Source organism: Streptomyces sp. NPDC088194, assembly GCF_040702025.1.
Taxonomy (GTDB): domain Bacteria; phylum Actinomycetota; class Actinomycetes; order Streptomycetales; family Streptomycetaceae; genus Actinacidiphila.
Genome location: NZ_JBFBIV010000206.1, coordinates 1 through 2343 on the forward strand (window position 1 = coordinate 1; position 2343 = coordinate 2343).

A 2343-nucleotide genomic window follows, 5' to 3' on the forward strand; every position below is an offset into this window, starting at 1 on the left:
GGTGACCCCGCGGCCGCCGGAGCCTTCGGCGACGCCGAACCCACCCAGGTGCTGCCGGCCGGAAGCTCCCCCGTCCGGACGCTGCGCACGAACGCGCTCCAGACGTCCGCGGGAAAGACGAGCGCGGGGCCGTCAGGGTCCTTCGAGTCCCGAACCGGAACCACTCCGGGCATGCCGTCGACGACTTCAAGGCAGCTGCCCTGATCGGGGCCGCTGTAGCTGCTCTTGCGCCATCCGGTGAGCGTCGAGGCCGTTGCGATTATGTGGTCAGAGGTCATGTCCGAAGTCCTTCGCTGTGGCTCGCAGGAGGGTGAGCGACTCCTTCAGCGGGAGCGCGTCCGTCAGGGCAAGATCGTATGTGTTCTGGAACCGCTCAACCATCGCCGGTGAGTCGTGCACCTTGCCTGTGTACAGGCCCTCGACGTAGGCGACCGGCGGTTGGTCCTCGAACCACATTGAACGCTCAGTCGTTGTCTTTGAGGGCCGCTACCAACTGATGTCCCTCCTTCGCGCCCCGTCGTAGCAGGACAGCCGCTGCCGTATGCAATTCGTTCCACGAGTGGGGGCGACCGACGGCGGCTGCGTCTTTAACGGTTGGCAAGGCCACGGAGAGCGCCCGAGCCGGTTCGTCCGCTCCTGCCAGAGCATGAGCAAGGCAGGACCGGAACCACGTCTTGTCCCGCCGATAGACGTCTGGCATCGCTCCCAGTCCGATCGTCAACTGATCAACGGCGGTCTGCCAGTCACGAAGATGCAGTGCCGCCATGCCGCGCTGCATGGTGAACCAGGTCTCGTCGTAGAAGTACATCCAGACCGGTTCATCCTCTGGACGACCGGCCGCTTCGTTGACGAGACTCTGCGCCTCATCCAAGAGGCGGTCCGCCTCAGCACGCGCACCGCCCAGCGCATGGCCACGAGCAGCCATCTGCGCGGCCATCCCCTGTACGCCGCGAGAAGTACCAGGAGCCGACCACCGCGCGGCTTCCGCAAGGTTCACACAACGCACAGCTCGACCCTTGGACCACGCCAGGTGCGCCTTCATGTTGAGAGTTGTGGCCGCCATGTTGGCGTCTCCTGCTTCCAACGCCCATTCGTGGGAGCGGTCGTACCAAGCCAGAGCCGTGATCGGGTCATCCTGATCCTGGGCCATCCACGCAAGGAACTGTGCATGCTCCGCCGCCAGCCGGACCACCCGGTCGGTCAAAGGCCCCCGAGCTCCGGCGTACAACTCCACAACGGTGCGTAGCTGTTGGTGCATCACGTCCACCAACGGCCTTGAGCCGATGTGATCTTCGGCCCTGCGATGCTCGGCCAACAGCCGGTCGAGCCAGTCGAGGGTGGCAGCATCCACCCGCTGGTCTCCATCAACCACGCCCGTTACCCGGGCCAGGAGGTCCTCGTTTGGCGCGCTGCCCAGGGACAGACCGGGAACTGGACCGCTCCCGCTGTCGGCCTCGGCACCAAGAGCCTGGAACCGGTCCCGTAGCCCGAGCCCGACCACGATCCGCTGCCGCACCTCGGCGGAGGTCACTCGTCGCCGGCCGCGTTCGATATCGGAAACGTCGGACTGGGCGAGGCCGGTCCGTTCACCCAGCTTGGTCTGGCTCAATCCGGTGAGCTTGCGGTACGTGCGGAAGACGGCGCCCCAGTCCTCACTGGCAATCGCCGTTGCTAACTGCGGGTGGGACCACAGAGGCCCGGGCGTTTCCTCCATGCCTCAAATATAGGGCGCCCTATAGGGCCTTGGGATGGGACTGGGTGATTTGTGGCGGCAAGGTCTTGTCACGGCAGACCCCCGTGACCGTTTTACCGGTCCGGGGGCGTGGACAACCTGACGAAGGCAGGCTGACATGCGCGGGTTCATGGAGTCGTGGCCACCCGGGGCGAAAGCGGATGCGGGCGGGCCCGCGGTGAGCGGCGGCCGGCTTCTGCCGTGGCCGGGGCCGGACGGGGGTGCGTGCTATCTCCGGTCGGATGCGTGTGACGCGATGTGGCGGCTGGCCGACGAGATGGAGTCCGTGCAGCTCGGAATGGGCCGGGAGCTGCTGGGCTTTGTCCGCCGGACTCTGACGGAGACGGCACCTTCGGAGCCCGAACTCCACGGCATGGTGACGCACTTGTGCACGGCGTTGTCGGACGCGCTGCGGGTCGCCGACAGCCGTGGTGCGCTGCTGGGCCTGCCCGGCAGTAGCGATCGGGTGGGATCGACGGTGGACGTATCCCGTTGATCGGGCCTGCCCTCTTTGCATGAACTCCCCCTTGTAGCTCAGTCAGGAAGAGCCCGGGCAGCACCGCACGCTCTCCGTTCATTCGTGCGGGCAGGCCCGATGACTCCGGTTCGAG

Annotated in this window: 3 protein-coding genes and 1 pseudogene; 1 reads left to right on the forward strand and 3 read right to left on the reverse strand. The window is 66.3% G+C overall.

Features of this window, described 5'->3' with window-relative positions:
• The 3 genes and pseudogenes from AB0399_RS40380 to AB0399_RS40390 form a co-directional block, all read right to left on the reverse strand.
• Window positions 1-278, reverse strand: a 278-nt coding sequence (locus tag AB0399_RS40380; RefSeq protein ID WP_366414682.1) for a DUF397 domain-containing protein, incomplete at its 3' end; no start/stop codon positions are given.
• Window positions 268-456 (reverse strand): annotated as a pseudogene (locus tag AB0399_RS40385) (Scr1 family TA system antitoxin-like transcriptional regulator); the annotation flags it as partial. The gene AB0399_RS40380 and the pseudogene AB0399_RS40385, both read right to left, overlap by 11 nt.
• 7 nt (window positions 457-463) lie before the next feature.
• The gene (locus AB0399_RS40390; RefSeq protein WP_366414683.1) at window positions 464-1714 is read right to left on the reverse strand and encodes a helix-turn-helix transcriptional regulator; all 1251 of its coding nucleotides are present in this window, start codon (window positions 1712-1714) and stop codon (window positions 464-466) included.
• A gap of 136 nt (window positions 1715-1850) precedes the next feature.
• Here AB0399_RS40390 and AB0399_RS40395 point away from each other — a divergent pair, with 136 nt between their 5' ends.
• On the forward strand, window positions 1851-2228 hold the full coding sequence (locus tag AB0399_RS40395; RefSeq protein WP_366414684.1) for a hypothetical protein: 378 nt from the start codon (window positions 1851-1853) through the stop codon (window positions 2226-2228).
• The last annotated feature ends 115 nt before the right edge of the window (window positions 2229-2343 follow it).

Bases quoted from the DNA above. Each gene is read 5' to 3' on its own strand.
- AB0399_RS40395 (WP_366414684.1), top strand. From the start codon at position 1,851: ATGCGCGGGTTCATGGAGTCGTGGCCACCCGGGGCGAAAGCGGATGCG.
- AB0399_RS40390 (WP_366414683.1), bottom strand. From the start codon at position 1,714: ATGGAGGAAACGCCCGGGCCTCTGTGGTCCCACCCGCAGTTAGCAACG.